We start from the raw sequence: 21208 nt of genomic DNA on the forward strand, positions 1-21208 counted from the left end.
GTATCAGGCTTCCACGACCTGCGGCAACCATTGTTGCTGCGGAATCGGCAACTGGCAGGAGTCGCCACGGCCGATCGGGTAGTACTGGAAGCCTTTGCGCGCCAGGCGCTCGCCGTCGTAGAGGTTGCGGCCGTCGAAGATCACCGGGGTTTTCAGGCGTTGGTGGATCAGGTCGAAGTCCGGCGCCTTGAACTGCTGCCATTCGGTGCAGACGATCAGCGCATCGGCGCCGCCCAGGGTGGATTCCGGCGTGCCCATCAGCATCAGGCGTGGATCATCGCCGTAGATGCGCTGGGTTTCCTGCATGGCTTCGGGGTCGAACGCGCGCACGTTGGCGCCAGCGGCCCACAAGGCTTCCATCAGCACACGGCTGGGCGCATCACGCATGTCATCGGTGTTCGGCTTGAACGCCAGGCCCCACAGGGCAAAGGTCTTGCCGCGCAGGTCGCCCTTGAAGAACGCGTTGATGCGCTCGAACAGCTTGCTCTTCTGGCGCTGGTTGATGGCTTCCACCGCTTCCAACAGGTCGCTGGAGCAGTTGGCCTGCTTGGCGCTGTGGATCAGGGCACGCATGTCCTTGGGGAAGCACGAACCGCCATAACCGCAGCCGGGGTAGATAAAGTGGTAGCCGATGCGCGAGTCGGCGCCGATGCCAAGACGCACGGCTTCGATATCCGCACCCAGGTGTTCGGCCAGTTCGGCGATCTGGTTGATGAAGCTGATCTTGGTCGCCAGCATGCAGTTGGCAGCGTATTTGGTCAGCTCGGCGCTGCGCAGGTCCATGAAGATGATGCGGTCATGGTTGCGGTTGAACGGGGCGTACAGGTCGCGCATCACCTCGCGCACTTCTTCGCGCTCACAGCCGATGATAATGCGGTCCGGGCGGCGGCAGTCGGCCACGGCCGAGCCTTCCTTGAGGAATTCCGGGTTGGAGACGATATCGAACTCCAGGTGGCGCCCCGCCAAATGCAAGGCTTTTTCGATATGCGCGCGCAGGGTATCGCCGGTGCCGACAGGTACGGTGGATTTTTCCACCAGGATCACCGGCTCCTTGCGATGACGGGCCACGGCATCACCTACCGACAGCACGTACTTCAGATCCGCCGAGCCGTCCTCATCCGAAGGCGTGCCCACGGCGATAAACAGCACTTCGCCGTGCTCGACCGCGAGTTTCTCGTCATGGGTAAAGTGCAGTCGACCGCTTTCCAGGTTTTCCTTGACCATCGCCGCCAGCCCCGGCTCGAAGATCGTCACATGGCCTTTCTGCAAAGACTCGACCTTGTTTTTGTCAACGTCCATGCAGATGACATCGTGACCGACTTCGGCCAATACGGTGGCCTGCACCAGACCGACGTAACCACTACCAAATACACTGATTTTCATGGGGCATTCCTGGGACTTGTGGTGCTAGCACGACGAGAGTTGATAACCAGTACACCGAGGATGACCAAGGCCACCCCCAGGGTTTTTGAAACGGAAAAATGTTCGTTGAACACCGGCAGGCTGGCCGCCAGCAGGTACACCAGCGCGTAGCTGATGCTCAACAGTGAGTAGGCACGGCCCAGCGGCAGGTGCTTGAGCGCACCCAACCAGCAGAGCATCGACAGCGCGTAGGCCAGGATCGCCAGGCTCACCACGCCAAGGGCGCCGAGATCAATGCTGTTGTTGTTGAAAGCACTCAGCCATTCACTGGGCAGCGGCAAGCGCGTCATGCTCCAGCGCATGCCCAACTGGGCAGCACTGACCAGGCCGACACTGCCCAGGGCCAGGGCAAACCCTTGAACCCGGCTCATACGTGGCGCCCCAACAACACGACACCACCGATCACCAGCGCCACGCCCAGCCAATGACGGCTGTCGATGGGCTCATGAAAGACAAACCGTGCCACCAGCGTGACCAGCACGAAGTTCAGGCTAAGCATGGGGTAGGCAATGCCCACTTCCAGGCGCTGCAACACCAGCAGCCACACCAACAGGCCCAGACCCAGGCACATCAGCGCCGACCACAACCACGGTGAACGCAGTTTCAGCGCCCAGCCTTCGGGCAGGTCGCGCCAGCTTTCCACGGCAAATTTCTGCGACACCTGGCCCATGCAGGTCAGCAGGCAGGCAGCCAGTAACAGCAGCAGGGTGATCAAGGCGTCACCTGCGGGAAGATCAGGATCACGATATTGCCTTGCTCATAGCGCTTGCCGTCATTGGGCAGCAGCGCCACTTCAGCGATTTCGTCGTCACCTTTGACACGCATCACCACGCCGACCGGGCCTTTTTTACGCGCCTCGCTCATCCACTGCTGGACTTGGGTGGTGTCAATCTTGTGATGCGTGGCATCCGGGTAGGCCAGGCCGTATTTGACTTCGCCAACGGTGTTGTAAAGCGTCACGTCCGGGCGTGCCAGGCGCCACGACAGGGCAGATGCTGCGCCGAGATCGTTGCTCAACAGGGCCGTGGCCGGTTGCAGTTCCTGGAGGTGATCGATGATGAATTGGTCAGGCGTCTTGTTGTAGACCACCGAATGCGGCAAGGCGGCTGGCAACAAGGCAACCATCAGCCAACTGCCGAATACCGGCGCGGCCCACAGGCGTAGAGGTCGCGCGGCTTGCAACAAGTTGACCAGGATCCAGGCAAACAGGAAGGTGAACACCAGCACCAGGCTGAGGGTTTCCTGGCCGTGCTCATATACCGGCTTTTTCAGTTGGAACCAGCTCAGCGCCAGCAACATCACCACGCCCAGGAGCAGGTTCAACCAGCCATTGATACGCAATGCCCGATAGCGACCCTGCGCCAATTTGTCGGCCAGGGTATTGCCCATCAACAAGGCCAATGGCAGCAGGCACGGCACGATGTAGGAGGGCAACTTGCCCTTGGCCAGACTGAAGAACGCCAGGGGCATCAGCAGCCACAACAACACAAAGCCGACTTTTGCGCTGCGCTTGTCCTGCCAAGCCTGTTTGAGCGTGGACGGCAACAACGCCACCCACGGCAGACAGAACGCAACCAGCAGCGGCAAGTAATACCAGAACGGCTCCGCGTGCTGGGCATCGTCGCCGGCAAAGCGCTGGATATGCTCATGCCAGAAGAAGAAGTTCCAGTAGTCGGGCTCTTGCAGGTGCACGGCCAGCGCCCACGGCAGGCTGACGACAATCGCTACCACCACCGCCACCAGGCCGTAACCCAGTAATTCACGGAAACGCTTTTGCCAGATCGCATAGGGCAGGGCGATCAACACGGGGAGCAGCCACGCCAGGAAACCCTTGGTCATAAAGCCCATGCCGCAGGCAAACCCCAACAGGGCCCAGGCGCCGAGTCGCCCATTGCGGGTGTTGCTGTCGAAGCAAAACCACAAGGCCACGCCGGTCAGATTCACCCAGAAGGTGAACTGCGGATCGAGGTTGGCATAACCGCCCAGGGCCGCCACGCTGACAAAACTCATGTACAGCACGGTGCTGATCAGGCTCTTCTGAGGGGCATTCCACAGCCGACGTGACACCAGGTACACCAGCAGGATGCTCAACCCGGTGCTCAAGGCCGACGCAAAGCGCACGCCGAAGAGGTTCTGCCCGAAGATTGCCTGGCCCAGCGCGATCATCCAGTAGCCCGCTGCCGGTTTCTCGAAGTAGCGAATGCCCATGAAGTGCGGCGACGCCCACTTGCCGGTCAGCAGCATTTCCTGGCTGATCTGTGCATAACGGGTTTCATCCGGAATCCACAGGCCGTGAGTGGCCAGCGGCAGCAGGTAAAACACGCCGAACGCCAACAGGAGCAGGGGCAGGGCCCAACGGCGGATCATGCCTGCTGCACTCCGAGCCAACCCTCGCGGCCGGGCAAAGCGCCGCGCACCAACTGTTGCTGGGGCAGGGTGGTCAGGTCCGAGGGTAGCAAGTCGCCCAGCGGTTTGAAGTCGATGCCGCGCTGCCCTGCCTGGGCGAGCAACTGGCGGAAATCATTGGCCATCAGAATCCCTTCTACTTCAGCGTGGATCGTATAGACGTTGAGCTTCGACGCGGCAAAGCGGTCGAGAATGAACGTATTGAAGTCTTTGGCAGCCACCACCGGCCCGACGACTTCGTCGAAGGTCGGCAGGTCCACCGGAATTTGTGGGGTGCCCGCGGTGCCATCGGCCAAGGTTGGACGAAACAGGCTGGTGCCCCGGCAATCACTGTTGTAGCGGAAATTGAAGCCTTGCTTGGCTTGCACCACGCGCTCGTCGGCACGCCAACCGGCGGCAGCCGAACAGTCGATGCGCTCGCCGAGAATGTCATTCAGGGTGTCGACGCCACGGCGGATCTGTTCGACCAGCTGTGCCTCGCTCCAGCGGCCGGTGTTGGCCTGCCAGCCGTGGTGGTCCCACGCGTGCAGGCCCACCTCATGCCCGGCGGCCTTGGCCTGGCGCATCAAATGCCCCAGGTCACGGCCGATCGGCTTGCCCGGCCAGGCGGTGCCGGCCAGCAAGATATCCAGGCCATACAGCCCGACGGCGTTGGAACGCAGCATCTTCCACAGGAACTGCGGGCGGATGAGACGCCACAAGTGACGCCCCATATTGTCCGGCCCAACGCTGAAGAAGAACGTCGCTTTCACCCCCGCTTCATCCAGGGATTCGAGCAGCCGTGGCACACCTTCACGGGTGCCACGGTAGGTGTCGACGTCGATTCGCAAGCCTGCCTGCATTACTTTTTGTCCGCTATTTCGAGCATGGCTTCACGCAGGAAGAAATCCAGCGTGTTGCCAATGGTTTCGCTCATTTCCACGGTCGGCTCCCAGTTCAGCAGGCGCTTGGCGTTTTCGATGCTTGGCTTGCGGTGGGCGACATCCTGGTAACCGGTGCCGTAGAACGCCTTGCTCTCGACGTCGCGGAAACCAGCGAACGGCGGGAAGTTGCCACGCAGCGGGTGCGCTTCGAACTGACGCAGCAGCTCTTCACCCAGTTGACGGATGCTGGCTTCGTTTTCCGGGTTACCGATGTTGATGATCTGGCCGTTGCACGCGTCATTGTCGTTATCAATGATGCGCGCCAGGGCTTCGATACCGTCAGCGATGTCGGTGAAGCAACGCTTCTGCTCGCCACCGTCGAACAGGCGGATCGGCGTGCCTTCCACCAAGTTGAGGATCAACTGGGTGATGGCGCGGGAGCTGCCGATACGCGCCGAGTCCAGGCGGTCGAGGCGCGGGCCCATCCAGTTGAACGGACGGAACAGGGTGAAGTTCAGGCCTTTGGCGCCGTAGGCCCAGATCACGCGGTCCAGCAGTTGCTTGGAGACCGAGTAGATCCAGCGCTGCTTGTTGACCGGACCGACCACCAGGTTGGAGGTGTCTTCGTCGAAGTACTGGTCCTGGCACATGCCATAGACTTCGGAGGTCGACGGGAAGATCACGCGCTTGTTGTACTTGACGCAGTAGCGCACCAGCTTGAGGTTTTCTTCGAAGTCCAGTTCGAACACGCGCAGCGGGTTGCGGGTGTATTCGATCGGGGTGGCGATGGCCACCAGCGGCAGGACCACGTCGCATTTCTTGATGTGGTACTCGATCCACTCGGTGTGGATGCTGATGTCGCCTTCCACGTAATGGAAGTTCGGGTGGCTGCGCAGGCGCTCGATGGCATCGGAGCCGATGTCCAGGCCATAGACTTCGTAGCGGTCGTCACGCAGCAGGCGCTCGGACAGGTGGTTACCGATAAAACCGTTCACACCCAGGATCAGTACGCGGGTACGACGCGGCTTGCGGCCGGACTCGGCGCCGCGCAGCACGGAACCGTCGACCAGGCCCAATTCGTTGGCCAGGGAAGGACCGGCCAGATACAGACCGTTGTCGTTGCGCTGGCCGAACTTGACCACCAGGGAGTCTTCACCGCAGGCAATGCGCAGCGGGTTGACGCTGATCACACGGCCCGGCGCCAGGCCTTCGTTGCCCTTGACCACTTCGGCTTGCCACACGATCAACTTGTGCTCGCCCACGGCGCAGAAGGCACCCGGGTACGGCTGGGTGACGGCGCGGACCAGGTTGAACAATTCTTCAGCCGGTTTTTTCCACTCCAGCTTGCCATCGGCGGCCGTGCGGCGACCGAAGTAAGTGGCCTGGCTTTCGTCCTGGGCGGTTTCAGCCAGCTTGCCTTGGGCCAGTTGCGGCAGGGCGTCGCGCAGCAGGTTGCTGGCGGCGTCGCGCAGTTTGGCGTGCAGGGTCAGGCCGGTGTCGTTGCGCTCGATGATGACTTTCTGCTGGGCCAGGATCGCGCCGGCATCGGCACGCTTGACCATGCGGTGCAGGGTCACGCCGGTTTCGGTTTCACCGTTGACCAGTACCCAGTTGGCCGGGGCGCGGCCACGGTATTTCGGCAGCAGCGAGCCATGCAGGTTGAACGCGCCTTTGAGCGCAGTGGCCAACAGGGGCTCGCTCAGCAGGTTGCGGTAGTAGAACGAGAAAATGTAGTCAGGGTTCAGCTTGGCGATGCGCTCGATCCACAGCGGGTGGTTGGCGTCTTCCGGCGCGTGCACGGGGATGCCGTTACGTGCGCACAGTTGGGCAACGGAACCGTAGAAGTTGTTTTCCTTCGGGTCGTCGGCATGGGTGAACACAGCGGCAATTTCGTAACCAGTGTTGAGCAGCGCTTCAATGCCTGCACAACCAATGTCGTGGTACGCGAATACAACAGCTTTTGAACTCATGATTGGACCTGATCAGCCGAAGAAGTAGAGGTATGGGAAGACACCAGGCCGTCGACGACGACCACGGGAGCCGGTGCTGCCGGTTGGTTGCGCAGCACTTTTTCGATAAAGAAGCGTGGGCGGGCGCGCACATCGCTGTACATGCGGCCCAGGTATTCACCCAAGAGGCCCATGCCGATGAACTGGCCGCCAGTGAACACAAACAGCACCGCGAACAGCACGAACAAGCCGTCGCCGGCCCAGTCGGCACCAAAGGCCAGGCGCATGACGATCAACGCCAGGGCAAACAGAATGCCCAGGGCCGCCAGGCTGAAGCCGACGATGGAGAGCAGACGCAGCGGGGTGGTGGTCATGCACGTCAGCAGGTCGAACATCAGGCTGATCAGGCGCATGGCGCTGTATTTGGATTCGCCGTGTTCACGCTCGGCGTGGTGCACCAGGATCTCGGTGGTATGGCGGGCAAAGCCGTTGGCCAGGATCGGGATAAAGGTGCTGCGCTCGCGGCAGGCCAGCATTGCGTCGACGATAGTGCGGCGATAGGCACGCAGCATGCAGCCGTAGTCGGTCATGGCCACGCCGGTGGAGCGCTGCACGGCCAGGTTGATCAGGCGCGAAGGCCAGCGGCGGAAGGCCGAGTCCTGGCGATTGTTGCGCACGGTGGCCACCACGTCGTAGCCGAGGGCGGCTTGTTCCACCAGGCGCGGGATTTCTTCGGGCGGGTTTTGCAGGTCAGCGTCGAGGGTGATCACCACTTCGCCCCGGCACTGCTCGAAACCGGCCATGATCGCTGCATGCTGGCCATAGTTGCGGTTGAGGATCACCGCGACCACGTTGCTGCCGTCTTCAGCGGCGGCGTCTTCCAGCAGTTGGGCCGAATTGTCGCGACTACCGTCATCCACCAGGATGATTTCGTATTCGTAGGCCAGTTGCTTGCACGCTGCAGTGGTGCGACGCAGCAATTCAGGCAGGCTCTCTTGTTCGTTGTAGACCGGGATAACGATCGACACGCAATGAATAGGGTAGGGTTTCAAAGATTCATGACCTCGGGGTTAGAGCAACTTGGCGCGTGAAAACAGCAGCAATCATTAGGCGAAAGTCCAGGCCGCAGGCTAAAAAACGGTACCAAAGGTGAAGCGTAATCAAGAGGTTAGACGATATAGCGCGGTTTGCTATGAAGTGCTGTGTTCAAGATTAAGCGTAAAAATGTGGAACAGATATGAAAGGCAGATGAAAAACTCGTTTATTTGACAGGTAGACAGCTAGGGTTCAGCTAAGCAACTAACGGCCTCCCGGCTTTAGTTGGTGGGCGAAATAGGAACTGTTTGTAGGGCGTTTGGTTCAACTTGCCTGCCTACGTTCCACCCTCGAATGTTAGTGAAGAATCTTCTCTGCAATGCGCCCCAAGTGCCGGTAAAGTAAGCCGTCTCTTGCCAGGGTGATCGGATGAATAGCGTGCAGCTTTTACGTGGCCAGTTGCGGCCAGTGTTGATGGGGTTGTTGATGAGCGTGGCCTGTGTCACCACCGTGCAAGCCGATGACGGGGTGGCGCTCACGAGCATCGACCAGGTGCCGGACGGTGTCGAAGTGCGCGGCAAGCAGATCGCCGCTTACACCTGGGATGACAAGCAAGGCAAGAACCTGCTGGTGCTCGCCGAGCAGGTCAGCGAGCGTGACGACGACGGCACTCAATCTGCATTTGTGTACGCGGCCCAGTACCTGATCGATGGCAACCGCCCCAAACGCGTGTGGATGCTCTACGACGATGTACAGCACTGCGAATTCGACGCCTCGTTGCGCTTCGACCGCGCTGCGACCAAGGTCACCGACCTGACCGGCGATGGCATCACCCAGGCCACCGTGGGCTATTCGCGCACCTGCACCAGTGATGTCAGCCCCAATGAATTCAAGCTGATCATGCATGTCGGCAAGTCGCAGAAGTACCGTTTGCGCGGTGTCGACCGGGTCGGTGCGGCCTGGTGGGACGAGGAGGCCGGCGCCTTGCGCGGCATGCCGTTGCCCAAGGATTGCAGCGTGGCCGGGCAGCAGGCGCTGGTCAGCCAGTACAAGGAGCAGGGCACCGAGTTGCCGTTGCCCGGTTGCTACGGCGACGAGAAGGACTTTGCCAAGGCCCCCGAGGCCTACCTGACGTTCATGCGCCAGCATTGGTTCGCGCTGATGCAGAAGCAGGACAGCGACTGGAGCCAGGCCCAGGTCCAGCCGCAGGACGCTACCGAAGATGACGACACCGCCCCGTGATTTTGTGCCAGGGCCGGTCCTGGGTTAGACTCGGCCTTCGCCAATTCACTAAATACCTCGATTAATCAAAGGCTTGTTCGAGGTATTTAAGCCAAAGGCTGACATACCTTGACTGAGTCTATTCGCAACCCGCTGACCCTTTACCTCACCCGCCTGGCGCCCTCCAGCCAACTGACCATGCGCTACGTGCTGCAAGATGCGGCCGACCGCCTGGGCTTCGAGGACGTCAACCTCGAAGACATCGACTGGCACCTGCTGCAACCCGAACACGTGATCGCCCTGGTTGCCGCCTTGCGCGAGGATGGCTATGCGCCGAACACCTCATCGCTGTACGTCAATGCGGTGCGTGGCGTGATGAACGAAGCCTGGCGGATGAACCTGATCAGCCAGGAACACCTGTTGCGCATGCGTACTGTCAAGGCCGCACCGGGAACGCGCCTGAGCCAGGGCCGCAACCTGCGGCGCAGTTTGATTCGCGAAATGATGGAAGTCTGCGCCGCCGACCCTCGCCCGCAAGGTCTGCGGGATGCGGCGGTGATTGGCATTCTTTACGGTTCCGGCATGCGCAAGTCGGAGTCGGTCAACCTCGACTTGGCCCAGATCAATTTCGAAGAACGTAGCTTGCGAGTGATCGGCAAGGGCAACAAGGAGTTGATCAAGTACGCGCCGGATTGGGCATTCGCCAAGTTGCAGGCGTGGCTGGCGTTTCGCCGCGAACAGCTCAAGGAAGGCGAGCAGGACGACAGTTTCCTGTTCAACCGCATCCGCCGTGGCAGCCATATCACCCGCGAACGCATCACCAAGCATGCGATCTACTACATCGCCCGTCAGCGCGGTGAACAGGTAGGGGTAAAGATCATGCCCCATGACTTCCGCCGCTCGTTCATTACACGGGTGATCGAGGAGCATGACCTTTCGATTGCGCAGAAGCTGGCACACCACACCAATATCCAGACCACCGCCAGCTATGACGTGCGTGACGACAATGAGCGGCGGCGTGCCGTGGATCGGTTTGACCTTTAGCAGCCGGCTTGCCGGCGATGCTCGCCAACGATGACGCAGGGCATCAGGTTAAATGCGGCGGCCGTGCGTTTTTCGCCGGCAAGCCGGCTCCTACAGAGGGTCGGTGCAGGTTCAGAGGATCGGTTTGCCGCCGGTTACCGCATAGCGCGAACCCGAGATGTAGCTGGCTTCATCCGAGGCCAGCAGCACATAGATCGGTGCAACTTCCACAGGCTGGCCCGGACGGCCAAGCGGGGTTTCGCTGCCAAAGCTCTTCACGTCCTCATCCGTCATAGTCGCCACAATCAGCGGTGTCCAGATCGGGCCCGGCGCAACGCTGTTTACGCGAATGCCCTTGCTGCCAAGCAACTGCGCCAAGCCACCGGTGAAATTGGCAATTGCACCCTTGGTGGCGGCATAGGGCATCAATGTCGGCTTGGGCATATCCGAGTTGACGGACGATGTATTGATGATTGAACTGCCCGCCTTCATATGCGGCACGGCGGCCTTGCAGATGCGAAACATTGCCGTGATGTTGATATCGAAGGTCTTCACCCATTCTTCGTCTGAGATTTCTTCAAGGGTTTCATGGCTCATCTGGAACGCCGCGTTGTTGACCAGCACGTCGATACGGCCGAATTGCTCCACTGTCTTATCGACCAGCGCCTGGCACACGCTTTTCTGTGCTATATCACCGGGCAGCAGCAGGCATTGGCGACCGGCTTCTTCGACCCAGCGTGCGGTTTCCTGAGCGTCCTCATGTTCATCCAGATACGCGATGGCCACATCGGCGCCTTCACGGGCAAACGCAATCGCCACAGCGCGACCGATGCCGCTGTCTGCACCGGTAATCAGCGCGATCTTGTTGGCCAACCGCCCTGAGCCTTTGTAACTCTGCTCGCCGCAGTCCGGGTAGGGGTCCATTTTCTTCTGCGAACCCGGTACGTTCTGCGCTTGTGGGGCGAAGGGTGGGCGAGGGTAATCAGTCATCTCAATCTCCATAGATTTCCAAAGGGTCTATGGGGTTAGTAGTTGCCTGTCAGAACTTAGTTGTAGCGAATGCCCCTCAAGTCCGACGAATGGTTTGCCTTAAGCTTATGCATAAACAGTATTTCCACTCCCGCCGTTAGACTTCTTAAGATCACGTCATAACTCGTTATGACAAGTGGTCTTGATGAACGATTCCAGCCTTTCCCCCCTGTCCAGCATCCCCTTGCATGCGCAACTGCGTGACCTGTTGCGCAGCCGCATTCTCGATGGTGAATACGCGCCCAACACCCAGATGCCTTCCGAAAGCGAGCTAGGTGCGCGCTTCAAGGTCAGCCGCATTACCGTGCGCCAGGCCCTGGGCGATCTGCAGAAAGAAGGGCTGATCTATAAGATCCATGGCAAGGGCACCTTCGTGTCCAAACCCAAGGCCTACCAGAACGTCAGTACCTTGCAGGGCTTGGCCGAATCTATGACCGAACGCGGCTACGAAGTGATCAACCGCTTGCGCAGCTTCCGCTTCGTGCCGGCCGACAAGCAGGTGTCCGAGCGCTTGGGCGTGGAGGAGGGCACGGTCGTTGCGCAGATCAAGCGGGTGCGCCTGATCAACCGGGAGCCGGTGTCGCTGGAAATCACCTACCTGCCGCAACCCCTCGGCGAGCGCCTGGAAAAAGCCGACCTGGTTACCCGCGATATCTTCCTGATCCTGGAAAACGACTGCGGCCTGCAACTGGGGCATGCGGATGTGGCCATCGACGCCGTGCTGGCCGACAGCGACCTGACCCAGGCGCTGAATGTAGAGCCAGGCTCGCCGATCATGCATATCGAGCGCCTGACCCACACCGCCGACGGCCAGCCGGTGGACTTTGAACACCTGTATTACCGTGGCGACGCCTTCCAGTATCGCCTGCGCATCGACCGTGAACGAGGAAGCCGCCCGTGAGCCGCACAACCCTGGAGCTGGAATACGACATCGTGGTGATCGGCGGCGGTACGGCCGGGCCGATGGCGGCGATCAAGGCCAAAGAAGCCAACCCCGCGTTACGTGTGCTGTTGGTGGACAAGGCCAATGTGAAGCGCAGCGGTGCGATCAGCATGGGCATGGACGGGTTGAACAACGCGATCATCCCCGGCCACTCGACGCCGGAGCAGTACACCAAGGAAATCACCATCGCCAATGACGGCATCGTCAATCAGGCGGCGGTGTACGCCTACGCTACCCACAGTTTCGAGACCATCGAGCAACTGGACCGCTGGGGCGTCAAGTTCGAAAAGGACGAGACCGGCGACTACGCGGTGAAAAAGGTCCATCACATGGGCGCCTATGTGCTGCCGATGCCTGAGGGGCATGACATCAAGAAAGTGCTGTACCGCCAGCTCAAGCGTGCACGGGTGACCATCACCAACCGCTTGGTGTGCACGCGTTTGCTGACCGACAGCGAAGGGGCAGTCAACGGCGTGATGGGCTTCGATTGTCGCACGGCCGACTTCCAGGTGATCAAGGCCAAGGCCGTGATTCTGTGCTGCGGGGCGGCGGGCCGGCTGGGCCTGCCGTCGTCGGGCTACCTGATGGGCACCTATGAAAACCCCACCAATGCCGGCGACGGCTACGCGATGGCCTATCACGCGGGCGCCGAACTGGCGAATCTGGAGTGCTTCCAGATCAACCCGTTGATCAAGGATTACAACGGCCCGGCCTGCGCCTATGTTACCGGTCCGCTCGGTGGCTACACCGCGAACAACAAGGGCGAGCGCTTTATCGAGTGCGACTACTGGAGCGGCCAGATGATGTGGGAGTTCCACCAGGAGCTCGAAAGCGGCAATGGCCCGGTGTTCCTCAAGCTCGACCACCTGGCCGAGGAAACCATCCAGAACATCGAGACCATCCTGCACAGCAATGAACGGCCGAGCCGTGGCCAGTTTCATGCCAATCGCGGCACCGATTACCGCAGCGACATGGTGGAAATGCACATCTCCGAAATCGGTTTTTGCAGCGGGCATTCGGCCTCCGGCGTGTGGGTGAACGAGCGCGCGGAGACGTCGGTAAAGGGCCTGTATTCAGCCGGGGACATGGCGGCGGTGCCGCATAACTATATGTTGGGCGCCTTTACCTACGGCTGGTTCGCGGGTACCAACGCCGCCCAGTATGTGGTGGAAAAAGACTTCAGCGCGGTGAATGCCGAGCAGGTCGCCGCCGAACAGGCCCGTGTCTACGCGCCGCTGGACCGTGAAACCGGCCTGCCACCGGCCCAGGTCGAATACAAGCTGCGCCGCTTCGTCAACGATTACCTGCAACCGCCCAAGGTCACCCGCAAGATGGAAATCGGCTTGCAGCGCTTCAGTGATATCGAGCGCGACCTCGACCAGATGAAAGCCCATAACCCCCACGAACTGATGCGCGCCATGGAAACCAGCGTGATCCGCGACTGCGCCGAAATGGCCGCGCGCGCCTCGTTGTACCGCGCCGAAAGCCGCTGGGGCCTGTACCACCACCGCGTCGACCACCCGCTGCGCAATGACGCCGACTGGTTCTGCCATTGCCACCTGAAAAAGGGCGATGACGGGCAGATGGTCAGCTTCAAGAAACCCGTGGAACCCTACGTAATTCCGCTGGACGCCGAAGAAATGCAAGCCTACGACCGCCTGCGCGTCGGTGCTGATGCTGCCTGACCGCTCACTACAAAAATGCCCAGGACACCGTGAAATGGCCTACCAACCCCAGGAAATATTCTTTCGTTCCAACGCGCCGGTGACGATAGACGAAGACAAATGCATCGCCGAAAAAGGCTGCACGGTGTGTGTCGACGTATGCCCGATGGACCTGTTGGCGATCAATCCCGCGACGCAGAAAGCGTACATGGCGTTCGACGAATGCTGGTACTGCATGCCCTGCGAAAAGGATTGCCCCACCGGCGCCGTCAAGGTCGAGATCCCGTACCTGCTGCGCTGAGCGTATCGATCCAAAGCCATCCGCCATCACCGGACGCCACTGCCGTACCCCCTCGTTTCCCACCGTGCCTGATCACGGCGGAGACGATCCTATAACCATGATTCGAGGGGAAACACCCAATGTTCTTGCGCGCAACCTTCGCCAGCCTGGTGCTGGCTTCCATCAGCCTGTCGGTACAGGCACAAACCATCCGCGTCGCCATCGGCACCCAGGACACCACCATCAACTGCGCCGCCGGCGGCTTGCTGATCCGTGAGCTGGGCCTGCTGGACAAGTACTTGCCCCACGATGGCAAGTACAAGGACGCCACCTACGATATCCAGTGGAAGAACTTCACCAGTGGGGCACCGCTGACCAATGAAATGGTGGCCGGCAAGCTGGACTTCGGTGCCATGGCGGACTTCCCCGGCGCGTTCAACGGCGTGGCGTTCGAGGGGGCGGGTAAGCACAGCCTGTTTATCAGTGTGCTGTCGGGCAATATCAAGGGCAGCGGTAATGGCATCGTGGTGCCGACCGAGTCCAGCGCCCAGTCCTTGGCGGACTTGAGAGGCAAGACCATTTCGGTGCCATTCGCGTCCACCGCGCACGGTATGTTGCTGCGGGCCGTCGCCGCCCAGGGCTGGGATCCGCTCAAGGATGTAAACATCATCGCCCAGGCGCCAGAAGTGGCCGGATCGGCGTTGCAGGCCAATAAGATCGACGCGCATGCCGACTTCGTGCCGTTTGCCGAGCTGTTTCCCAACCGTGGTTTCGCCCGCAAGATCTACGACGGGTCGCAGTCCAACACGCCCACCTTCCACGGCGCCCTGGTGGATGAACGCTACGCCCGCCAGTACCCTGAAGTGGTGGTTGCTTACCTGCGAGCCAGTATCGAAGCCAATCAGTTGCTGACGGCAGAGCCTGAGAAATACAGCGAGCTGATCGAGAAAGTCACCGGCGTCGAGGCTGAGGTCAACTACCTGTTCCATGGCCCGCTGGGCGTGCAAACCCGTGACCTGAGCTGGAAACCTGAGTATCGCCAGGCCGTTGGCACCGCCATCGACACCCTCAAGCTGCTGAAAAAAGCCGACCGTGGCCTGGACCTCAATACCTTTATCGACGACCAGTACCTGCGCGCCGCCTTCAAGGCGTCCGGCCTGGACTATCAGGCACAGCTGGGCAACTACGCCCAGAGCCCGCTCAAAGCCAACGACGCGTTGACCGGCAAGCCGATCACCGACTGGAAACACGTGGCGCAGATCTGGGTGAAAGGCGAGCCCAAGGTGCGTGACTACGCGTCGGCTGAATCAGCCTTCAGTGCGTTGGCCCGGTTGAAGAAGGACGGCAAGGACGTGCGTGCGGTCTACGCCCAGGCCGAAGACAGCGGCATCAAGCTGCTCGCCAACCAGGCCTGGTTCGCCACTGATCGCCAGGGCAAATTGAGTGCATTCCTGCTCAAGGGCCAAGCCCAGCAATTCGCGGAGGCCCAGGGCGGCCAAGTGTTCGATTTCACCAACGCCGGCGCCCAGGCCGTGGCCGGTCGCTGATATGTCGACCTCTCGCTGGCTGCCGCGCGCGGTCTCATTGCTGGTGTGCCTGCTGTTCTGGCAACTCGCTGCCAGCCATCACTGGAACCTGTGGCTGGTGACCTTTGCCAACGTGCCGACGCCGGGCGCCGTGGTCTCGGCGGCGCTGGGCCTGGTGGATTCGGGCAAGCTGGCCCAGCACCTGAGTGCCAGCCTGACCCGGGTGTTCGAAGGCTACCTGGCGGCGGTACTGGTGGGCGTTGGCCTGGGCATCGCCATCGGCCGCTCGAAATGGGCTGAAGATGTGCTGCTGCCGCCCCTGGAAGTGATCCGCCCGATTCCGGCGGTGGCCTGGATACCTTTGGCAATCCTGATGTTTCCGTCGTCAGAGCTGTCCATGGTGTTCATCACCTTTACCGGCGCGCTGTTTCCGATCCTGCTCAACACCGTGCATGGCGTCGAAGGCGTCGATCCCCGGCTGATCGCGTCGGCGCGCAGCCTGGGGGCAGGGCGCGGCGCGATCCTGCTGGAGGTGATTGTGCCGGGGGCCGCGCCGAGCATCATCACCGGCCTGGCCATCGGCATGGGCACGTCCTGGTTCTGCCTGGTGACGGCGGAGATGATCTCCGGGCAGTTCGGCATCGGCTATTACACCTGGGAGTCGTACACCATCCAGAACTATGCCGACATCGTGGTCGGCATGTTGTTGATCGGCGTGCTGGGCATGGGCAGCAGTTGGCTGGTCAAGTGCCTGGGCGCCGTGTTCACCCCTTGGCATCGCCCGCGAGGTAAAGCCTGATGGAAGGTCGTATAGCAATCAGCGGATTGTCCATTGTGCTCGGCGAGCGTGATCAGGCATTCGAGGCGGTCAAGGCGTTGGACTGCAGCATCGAGCCGGGGCAATTTGTGTGCATCCTGGGGCCGTCGGGCTGCGGCAAGTCGACCTTGCTCGGCGCGTTGGCCGGGCATCTGGTGCCGAATCAGGGCAGCTTGCAGATGGATGGGCAGGCGGTGGCCGGTCCGTCCCCGCAGCGCGGCATGGTGTTTCAGCAGCACACGCTGTTCCCGTGGCGCACCGTGCGTGAGAACGTCGCGTTTGGCTTGAAAATGCGCGGCGTGAGCAAGGCTGAACGGCTGGCAGCGGCGGATGAGATCCTGGCGTTGGTCGGGCTGGAAGGCTTCGTCGAGCGTTGGCCGAACCAGCTTTCCGGCGGCATGCAGCAGCGGGTGGAAATCGCCCGTGTGCTGGTCAATCGACCGAGCCTGCTGCTGATGGATGAGCCGTTCGGCGCACTGGATGCGCTGACCCGCATGAAGATGCAGGCCCTGTTGCTGGATATCTGGACGCATATCCGCACCACCGTGGTGTTTGTCACTCACGATATCGATGAGGCGCTGTTCCTGGCCGATCGCATCCTGGTGATGAGCCCACGGCCGGGCCGCATCATCGAGGATTTCCAGCTGGATTTCCCACGCCCGCGCCACACTGAACTGATGACCACCCCCGAATTCACTCACCTCAAGCGTCATTGCCTGGCACTGCTGCACCATGAAGATGGCCGCCAGTTGCCACGCCTGAACCCGCTCGGGTTGCCCACCGATCATTCAACACCGCGATTTGCCATATGACCTATAACCTGGAAATAGAAGCCCTGCGCCCACGTCTGCAAGCCTCGGACGCCGGCATGCGCCGCATTGCCCTGATTGACCTGGCTGATCTTGAAGACCCCGACGGTGTGCAATGGCTGGTGGACAGCCTGCGCAACGACCCCAGCGTAGAAGTGCGCGCCCAGGCCGCGACCTTGCTCGAAGCCTGGGAAGACGGCGAAGTGGTACAGGCCTTGTGTGAAGCCCTCACAGATTCCGAGTACGCCGTGCGCGGCGCCGCGGCGCAAAGCCTGAGCGTATTGAAGACCACCGAGGCGGGCAGGGTGTTACTGCCCTGGACCGGGCACACCGATGTCAGCGTGCGCACCGCCATCTTCCGTGCTCTGCGCGAATTGCGCCTGGAAGCCGCTGCGCCGGCGGCCTTGCTGGCCTTGGTGGATGCTGATGCGGGTGTCCGCCGTGAAGCGGTGGGGGTGCTGGGTTGGCTCAAACATCTACCCGCGCTTGAGGCGTTGGCCGCCTTGGCCAGCAGTGATCCCGACACCGAAGTCCGCCGCGCGGCTACCGGCGCACTCGGCTTGGCGAGTGATGACCTGGTCTTACCGGCGTTGCACCAAGCGTTGCTGGACCCGGCGTGGCAAGTGCGCGAAGAAGCCGCGACCACCTTGGGCAAAGTCGGTAGCCGCAAGGCTGGAAATGCGCTGGTCGCCGCGCTGGCCGATGAGTATTGGCAGGTTCGTCTGCGTGCGACTCGCAGCCTGGGCCGGTTACGGTATTTACCCGCGCTGGACGCCTTGATCCAGACCCTGGGCCATAGCATCAGCAACCTGCGCAAGGAAGCAGCTCTGGCACTGGGTGAACTGGGTGATCGTCAAGCGCTGACAGCCTTGCGCAATGCCGCCGACGATGGCGATCCGGAAGTGCGCAAGGCCGTGCGGATTGCCTTGGCGCAACTACAATGACCGCCGCGCCGCACGCCATCGGCAAAGGCCGCGACGGCCGGTTGCGCCTGGAATGGGCGCAAGGCGCGCAGTGGATTGATCACGCACGCCTGCGTCGCGAATGCCCGTGCTCCCAATGCCAGGCGTTGCGGTTGCGGGGCAGCCAGCCGTTGGTGTCGGAAGCGGTGAGGGTGGTGCAAATCCACCCTCAGGGTTATGGCGTGCAACTGGTGTTCAGCGATGGCCACCAGCGCGGGATTTATCCCTGGGCGTATCTGGCCGCCATGGGCAATGATCAGGAGGAGGGCGGGGCGCTGGCCAAGTGAGCCGGCAGGCGCCTCAAGGTCCACAGCGTGGTGAGCATTGCGGCGATGGCGCACAACGCAATGCCAATCAGCATCGGCGCTGGCGTGTGATCGGCGAACACACCGATCACCGTCATGGACACGGCCGCCGTGATCATCTGGATCGCCCCGAGCAAGGCTGACGCAGAGCCGGCCACCGCGCCGTGGTCCTCCAGCGACAAGACACCCGCCGCCGGTAACAGCAGACCGAGAAAACCGAAGCCGATAAACAGCAACGTCATCATCAAGGCCAGGCTGTCGACCCACAACGTCGTGACCGCCAGCACTGCCATAACCGCCGCCACGGCCACCACCGACCAACGAATCAGCGGCGCCAGGCCAAAGCGTGCGCTGAGGCGTGCCGTGAGTTGGCTCATGGCGAAGAACGACGCGGCGTTTACGGCAAAACCCAGGCTGAACTGCGTGGGCGTCAGGCCGTAATGTTCGATGTACACGAATGGCGCGCTGCCGATAAACACGAAAAACGTAGCCAAACCGAACCCGCACACCACCGACAAACCGATAAACACCGGGTCACGCAGCAACGCGCCGTAGCTGCTGAAGGCGCTGCCCAGGGTCTTGCCCAGACGGCGTTCAGCCGGGTGAGTTTCCGGCAGTTGTACGATGGTCATCACCAGGCATGCCACCGCGAGCACCGCCAGCACGGCAAACACTTCACGCCAGCTCCACAGCGAGATCACCAGGCTCCCGGCCAACGGCGCGAGAATCGGCGAGACACTCATCACCAGCATCAGCAACGCCATGAGTTTCGCGGCTTCATGCCCGGTGTACAGGTCACGCACGATGGCGCGCGGAATCACCATCCCCGCGCACGCACCGAACGCCTGCAGGGCACGAAAGGCGATCAGTGATTCGATGGTAGGCGCCAATGCGCAACCGACACTGGCCACGGCAAAAATCACCAGGCCGGCATAAATCGGCGGCTTGCGCCCGAACACATCGCTGATCGGGCCGTAGAACAATTGGCAGACGCCGACGATGACAAAAAACACCGTGAGGCTCATCTGCACCAACGCTGGCGAGGCGTGCAGGCTCGTGCCCAGGGTCGGCAAGGCCGGCAGATAAATGTCGATGGCGAAGGGGCCGACGGCGGTGATCAAGCCCAGCAGCAGGGCCAGGCGGGCGATACTTCGAGACATGGGCAATTCCGGGCGGAGCAAACAAAGGTCGGCCAGCTTAAGGGATCTGCGCAGATCCGCAAACTTAGGCTTCAATAAGCAGTATGGATGGCCGATAACATGAGCAGCGGGGCTTCTACGGTTGGGTTCTCAACCGGCTGACCAGGCACGGGGATACCAGCATGACGATCAAACTGCGCTTGATGCTGTTGATAGCGACCGGATTGCTCACTGCCTTGATCATGAGCCTGGCCGGCTACCTGGGAAACACCCGGATGGGCAGTGCCGTACAGGACAACGAAGTGAGCATGACGGTGCTGCGCAACCACATGGAAGCCGACATGATGCACGACGCCCTGCGCGCCGATGTGTTATCGGCGATGCTGGTGGGCCTGGGTAAAAGCACCAGCAGCAAGGCCGAAGTCGACAGTTCTTTGAAGGAGCACGCCGAGCACTTTCGGCAGGTGCTGGCAGACAACCTCAAGTTGCCGCTGGACGATTCGCTCAAGGCAAGCCTGGAAAAAATCAAACCCAGTCTGGATAACTACATCGCCACCGGCGAGCGAATCGTCGCGCTGGCACTGGACAATCCTGAGGCTGCGCGCGGGGAACTGGGCACGTTCAATGCCGCCTTCAGCCAGTTGGAAGATCAAATGGCGGGCCTGAGCGAGTTGATCGAAACCAATACCCAGCAGACCAGCGTGGGTACTCGGCAGGCCATCAGCAACGCCAACTTGACCTTGGGCGCGGTGTTGATCGCCAGCCTATTACTGCTGTTGGCCCAGGGCCGCTGGGTGATCCTCAGTATCATGGGGCCCCTACAGGCGGCCAGCCGCATTGCCGCCAGCATCGCACGTGGCAACTTGAGTGAACCCATCATGGAACCCCGGCGCAAGGACGAAGCCAGCGCCCTGATCCGCAGCCTCGCGACGATGCAAAAGGACCTACGCGGCATGATCGACGTGGTGCGCAGCAACGCCCATGGCGTCAATGGCATGAGCGAGCAACTGAGCCGCGGCTGCCATGAAGTGGCCGGCAGCAGCCAGCAACAGAGCGCCGCCGCCAGCACCATGGCCGCTGCCGCGAGTGAAATGACCGCAAGCATCGAGGAAATCACCCGGCACGCCGGACGCGCACTGGACATGGCCAACCAGGCGCAAATCTTGGCCAAGGACGGCGGCCGGGTGATTCATCAGGTGGTCAATGACATGGATGGCATTGCCCGTTCCGCGCAGCAATCGGCCCACGTGATCCGCACGCTGGACAAGGAGTCCGAGGCCATTTTCAGCATTATCCAGGTGATCAAGGGGATTGCTGACCAGACCAACCTGCTGGCCCTGAATGCCGCGATCGAGGCCGCCCGTGCTGGCGAGCAGGGGCGCGGATTTGCGGTGGTTGCTGATGAAGTGCGCAACCTTGCTGGACGCACCAGCGCATCCACCCAGGAAATTGCCGCCATGGTCGGGCGTATCCAGCAGAACACCCGGGAAGCGGTGACCAGCATGGAGGAGGGCGTTGCTCAGGTGGACAAAGGCATGGCGGTCACCGCCGAGGTGGAGCGGGCGATTCGCGAGATTCTCCAAGCAACATTGAACACCACGGAAATGGTCAACGATATCTCCCGGACCATCGGCGAGCAGAGCCTGGCCAGCAATGAAATTGCGCACCAGGTGGAGATGATTGCGGGGATGTCAGAGAGCAATAGCCGAGTGATCGGGCAGACGGCGTCGACCACCGATGAACTGTCCAACCTGGCAGGAAAGCTGTCGCAGTCGGTTGATCGATTTCAGATGTAACTAATTGATTTAACTCAAC

General features: G+C 61.2%; 20 protein-coding genes and 1 pseudogene. 12 read left to right on the forward strand and 9 right to left on the reverse strand.

The window, feature by feature from the left end:
* Positions 1–3: 3 nt before the first annotated feature.
* From HX868_RS18090 to arnC, 7 genes are read right to left on the reverse strand one after another with little or no spacing between them, the layout of a single operon-like run.
* Complete coding sequence (locus tag HX868_RS18090) at positions 4–1383, reverse strand: UDP-glucose dehydrogenase family protein (RefSeq protein ID WP_177003834.1); 1380 nt, start codon at positions 1381–1383, stop codon at positions 4–6.
* Complete coding sequence (gene arnF / locus HX868_RS18095; protein ID WP_177003835.1) at positions 1380–1793, reverse strand: 4-amino-4-deoxy-L-arabinose-phosphoundecaprenol flippase subunit ArnF; 414 nt, start codon at positions 1791–1793, stop codon at positions 1380–1382. Before arnF ends, HX868_RS18090 begins: the two co-directional genes overlap by 4 nt.
* Positions 1790–2137, reverse strand: a complete 348-nt coding sequence (arnE, locus tag HX868_RS18100; RefSeq protein ID WP_028616171.1) for a 4-amino-4-deoxy-L-arabinose-phosphoundecaprenol flippase subunit ArnE — start codon at positions 2135–2137, stop codon at positions 1790–1792. The genes arnF and arnE overlap by 4 nt, the downstream gene beginning before the upstream one ends.
* Positions 2134–3789: a lipid IV(A) 4-amino-4-deoxy-L-arabinosyltransferase gene (arnT, locus tag HX868_RS18105; RefSeq protein WP_177003836.1), complete on the reverse strand. Its 1656-nt coding sequence runs from the start codon at positions 3787–3789 to the stop codon at positions 2134–2136. The genes arnE and arnT overlap by 4 nt, the downstream gene beginning before the upstream one ends.
* Positions 3786–4670: a 4-deoxy-4-formamido-L-arabinose-phosphoundecaprenol deformylase gene (gene arnD / locus HX868_RS18110; RefSeq protein WP_177003837.1), complete on the reverse strand. Its 885-nt coding sequence runs from the start codon at positions 4668–4670 to the stop codon at positions 3786–3788. The genes arnT and arnD overlap by 4 nt, the downstream gene beginning before the upstream one ends.
* On the reverse strand, positions 4670–6661 hold the full coding sequence (gene arnA / locus HX868_RS18115; RefSeq protein ID WP_177003838.1) for a bifunctional UDP-4-amino-4-deoxy-L-arabinose formyltransferase/UDP-glucuronic acid oxidase ArnA: 1992 nt from the start codon (positions 6659–6661) through the stop codon (positions 4670–4672). The genes arnD and arnA overlap by 1 nt, the downstream gene beginning before the upstream one ends.
* Entirely contained in the window at positions 6658–7692 is a 1035-nt protein-coding gene (gene arnC / locus HX868_RS18120) for an undecaprenyl-phosphate 4-deoxy-4-formamido-L-arabinose transferase (protein WP_028616167.1), read from the reverse strand. The genes arnA and arnC overlap by 4 nt, the downstream gene beginning before the upstream one ends.
* Before the next feature lie 412 nt (positions 7693–8104).
* Here arnC and HX868_RS18125 point away from each other — a divergent pair, with 412 nt between their 5' ends.
* A complete protein-coding gene (locus tag HX868_RS18125) occupies positions 8105–8917 on the forward strand; it encodes a M949_RS01915 family surface polysaccharide biosynthesis protein (RefSeq protein WP_016975661.1) in 813 nt (270 codons plus the stop codon).
* A 108-nt stretch (positions 8918–9025) separates the two neighbouring features.
* Positions 9026–9940: a site-specific integrase gene (locus HX868_RS18130; RefSeq protein ID WP_177003839.1), complete on the forward strand. Its 915-nt coding sequence runs from the start codon at positions 9026–9028 to the stop codon at positions 9938–9940.
* A gap of 111 nt (positions 9941–10051) precedes the next feature.
* Here the strand turns inward: HX868_RS18130 and HX868_RS18135 are convergent, their stop codons facing one another.
* Positions 10052–10909, reverse strand: coding sequence for an SDR family oxidoreductase (locus HX868_RS18135; RefSeq protein WP_177003840.1), 858 nt, complete (start codon positions 10907–10909; stop codon positions 10052–10054).
* A gap of 184 nt (positions 10910–11093) precedes the next feature.
* Between HX868_RS18135 and HX868_RS18140 the strand changes: the two genes are divergently transcribed.
* From HX868_RS18140 to HX868_RS18175, 8 genes are all read left to right on the forward strand, one after another.
* Positions 11094–11849, forward strand: coding sequence for a GntR family transcriptional regulator (locus tag HX868_RS18140; RefSeq protein ID WP_177003841.1), 756 nt, complete (start codon positions 11094–11096; stop codon positions 11847–11849).
* Complete coding sequence (locus HX868_RS18145) at positions 11846–13576, forward strand: fumarate reductase/succinate dehydrogenase flavoprotein subunit (RefSeq protein ID WP_122685052.1); 1731 nt, start codon at positions 11846–11848, stop codon at positions 13574–13576. The genes HX868_RS18140 and HX868_RS18145 overlap by 4 nt, the downstream gene beginning before the upstream one ends.
* A gap of 34 nt (positions 13577–13610) precedes the next feature.
* Positions 13611–13856, forward strand: a complete 246-nt coding sequence (locus HX868_RS18150) for a 4Fe-4S dicluster domain-containing protein (protein ID WP_028616162.1) — start codon at positions 13611–13613, stop codon at positions 13854–13856.
* Positions 13857–13975: 119 nt separating this feature from the next.
* On the forward strand, positions 13976–15382 hold the full coding sequence (locus tag HX868_RS18155; RefSeq protein ID WP_177003842.1) for an ABC transporter substrate-binding protein: 1407 nt from the start codon (positions 13976–13978) through the stop codon (positions 15380–15382).
* Position 15383: 1 nt separating this feature from the next.
* Positions 15384–16160, forward strand: a complete 777-nt coding sequence (locus HX868_RS18160) for an ABC transporter permease (RefSeq protein ID WP_177003843.1) — start codon at positions 15384–15386, stop codon at positions 16158–16160.
* On the forward strand, positions 16160–16990 hold the full coding sequence (locus tag HX868_RS18165; protein ID WP_177003844.1) for an ABC transporter ATP-binding protein: 831 nt from the start codon (positions 16160–16162) through the stop codon (positions 16988–16990). The genes HX868_RS18160 and HX868_RS18165 overlap by 1 nt, the downstream gene beginning before the upstream one ends.
* The gene (locus HX868_RS18170; RefSeq protein WP_177003845.1) at positions 16987–17931 is read left to right on the forward strand and encodes a HEAT repeat domain-containing protein; all 945 of its coding nucleotides are present in this window, start codon (positions 16987–16989) and stop codon (positions 17929–17931) included. Before HX868_RS18165 ends, HX868_RS18170 begins: the two co-directional genes overlap by 4 nt.
* Positions 17928–18236 carry a DUF971 domain-containing protein gene (locus HX868_RS18175; RefSeq protein WP_177003846.1) on the forward strand — a complete coding sequence of 103 codons (309 nt, stop codon included), beginning with the start codon at positions 17928–17930 and terminating at the stop codon, positions 18234–18236. Before HX868_RS18170 ends, HX868_RS18175 begins: the two co-directional genes overlap by 4 nt.
* Here the strand turns inward: HX868_RS18175 and HX868_RS18180 are convergent.
* The gene (locus tag HX868_RS18180) at positions 18206–19414 is read right to left on the reverse strand and encodes a multidrug effflux MFS transporter (RefSeq protein WP_177003847.1); all 1209 of its coding nucleotides are present in this window, start codon (positions 19412–19414) and stop codon (positions 18206–18208) included. The two genes, HX868_RS18175 and HX868_RS18180, sit on opposite strands and share 31 nt — an antisense overlap.
* A 161-nt stretch (positions 19415–19575) precedes the next feature.
* On the opposite strand from HX868_RS18180, the pseudogene HX868_RS31265 reads away from it, so the two are divergent.
* Together HX868_RS31265 and HX868_RS31270 are read left to right on the forward strand one after the other, a co-directional pair.
* Positions 19576–20331 (forward strand): annotated as a pseudogene (locus HX868_RS31265) (MCP four helix bundle domain-containing protein); the annotation flags it as partial.
* Between the two features lie 132 nt (positions 20332–20463).
* The gene (locus HX868_RS31270; RefSeq protein ID WP_425504232.1) at positions 20464–21189 is read left to right on the forward strand and encodes a methyl-accepting chemotaxis protein; all 726 of its coding nucleotides are present in this window, start codon (positions 20464–20466) and stop codon (positions 21187–21189) included.
* Positions 21190–21208 lie beyond the last annotated feature (19 nt).

The sequence above is a fragment of the Pseudomonas reactans genome, assembly GCF_013385825.1.
In the GTDB taxonomy this organism is placed as follows: Bacteria; Pseudomonadota; Gammaproteobacteria; order Pseudomonadales; family Pseudomonadaceae; genus Aquipseudomonas; species Aquipseudomonas reactans.